The organism is Humidesulfovibrio sp. (genome assembly GCF_035560995.1).
In the GTDB taxonomy this organism is placed as follows: Bacteria; Desulfobacterota; Desulfovibrionia; order Desulfovibrionales; family Desulfovibrionaceae; genus Humidesulfovibrio.
Genome location: NZ_DATMYK010000040.1, coordinates 1 through 2,137, shown reverse-complemented (window position 1 = coordinate 2,137; position 2,137 = coordinate 1). Strand labels below are relative to the sequence as shown.

At 67.5% G+C, this 2,137-nt stretch carries 1 protein-coding gene; it reads left to right on the top strand.

Translation table 11 applies throughout. The annotated features are described in order from the left end of the window. The first annotated feature begins 65 nt into the window (after positions 1-65). Positions 66-1,880 carry an excinuclease ABC subunit UvrC gene (uvrC, locus tag VN419_RS01280; RefSeq protein ID WP_325643608.1) on the top strand — a complete coding sequence of 605 codons (1,815 nt, stop codon included), beginning with the start codon at positions 66-68 and terminating at the stop codon, positions 1,878-1,880. Positions 1,881-2,137: the final 257 nt, after the last annotated feature.

Genomic DNA, 2,137 nt, shown 5'->3' with positions numbered 1-2,137 from the left:
GCGTGAGACCTGCCGGACCATGATGTTCGTGTAACCTTGGCGTGACTGCTATGACTTGGAGCCCTATGGATTTTCAATCAAAAAATTATCCGGACACGCCTGGCGTGTACCTGATGAAAGACGCTGGCGGGCGCATCATCTATGTGGGCAAGGCCATCAGCCTGCGCAAGCGCTTGAGCTCCTATTTCCGTGCCAGCGCGGATCATGGCCCGAAGACGCGGGCCCTGGTCGCCAAGATCGCGCACATCGATTTCCTGCTCGTCTCCACTGAAAAGGAAGCTTTGCTGCTGGAGGAGAGTCTCATCAAGCAGCACCGACCGCGTTACAACATCGTGCTGCGCGACGACAAACGCTCGCTTTTGTTCCGCCTGGACAAGGCCTCGGACTTTCCCCGCCTGACCATGACGCGCAACGTGGTGCGCGACGGCTCCGTGTATTTCGGTCCCTTTGCCTCGGCCTCTGCCGCGCGGGCCACCCAGAAGCTCGTGGGACTCATCTTTCGCCTGCGAAAGTGCTCCGACAAAATGTTCAAGAACCGCGTGCGCCCCTGTCTGTACTACCAACTGGGCCAGTGCCTGGCCCCCTGCGTGCTGCCCGTGGACCGCGCCCAGTACCATGACCTCGTGTCGCAGGTCGAACAGTTCCTGTCCGGGCGCTCACGTTCCCTGGTGCGCGAACTTGGGCGCCAAATGGACGTGGCCGCCCACGACCTGCGCTACGAGCAGGCCGCCTTGCTGCGCGACCAGATCAAGGCCATCGAGGCCACGCTGGAGACCCAGGCCTCGGTGCTGCGCGACTCGCTCGATCGCGATGTCGTCAGCGTGGCGCAACTGGCTGAGGAAGGGCTGGGCGTGGGCGTGTTGTTCGTGCGCGGAGGCAAGCTGCTGGAGCAGAAGACCTACCACTGGCCGGGGCTCGGCGTTGCCGAGGCGGGCGATGCGCTGGAAAGCTTCCTGGCGCAATTCTATGGCTCGCAGCGTTACATTCCCGGCCGGGTGGTGCTCTCGCATCCGCCGGAAACGGAATCCCTGGCCGAAGTGCTGGCCGAGCGCCGGGGCGGCCCCTGCCGCCTGGGCCCTCCCCGCGGGCCGGACGAGCGACGCCTTATGGACATGGCGGCCAACCTGGCGCGCACTGCCCACCGTAAGGACGGCGCGCAGGACGTGTCCACCGTGCTGGAGCAGGCGTTGAATCTGCCCGGCCCGCCGCTGCGCGTGGAGTGCGTGGACATTTCCCACCTGGGCGGCAGCGGCGTGCGCGCCGGGCTGGTGGTGTTCGAGAACGGGCAGGAGCGCAAGGAGGACTACCGCGCCTACTCCCTGCCAGCGGCGGAGGGCACGGGCGACGACTACGCGGCCCTGGCCCAGTGGGCGGAGCGCCGGGCCGGGTCCGGTCCGCCCTGGCCGGATCTTCTACTCATCGACGGCGGGCGCGGCCAGCTTGCAGCGGTGGTTGCGGCGCTGGGCCAAGCCTTGCCGGACATGCCCATCGAGTGCGCGTCCATCGCCAAGGGCCCCAGTCGCCGCGCGGGCGAGCTGGAGGACCGCGTGTTCCGCCCCGGCAGGCGCAATCCCGTGGCGCTTAAGTCCGGCAGCCCGGCCCTGCTGTTTCTGCAACGCGTGCGCGACGCGGCCCACCGCTTCGTCATCGGGCGGGGCAGGGCGGCCACGCGCAAGCGCTCCCTCACGGGCGAGCTGGTCAGCCTGCCGGGCGTTGGGCCAAAGACCGTGCGTCTGCTCTTTGACCACTTCGGCAGCATTGCGGCCATCAAGGCCGCGGATGCGCAAGCCCTGGCCCAGGCGCCGGGCCTGGGCGCAAAGCGCGCGGAAAAGCTGCGCCAGGCCCTGGACGCCCTGGCGGCGGGCGGCGCGGAATCATAGCCCACGGGCTGCCGCCCCGGCTCCCTATATAATAAGGATATGACGAGGACATTTGGAGGGGTCAACTCGCCGGCTGGGATTGCCATCGCGCAGCCGTACAGGCTGTTCCTATATAATAAGGTAGTCTCGCCCGGCAGCGCGGGTGGCCAAAAGGAATCGGCAGCGAGCCGCCAGCGGCCTGCGCAGCCCGGGGCGGATGGGGCCTGGGCCGCGTTAGTCCACGTCCACTGTGGCGCCGGGCTCGATCTGCACCAGCC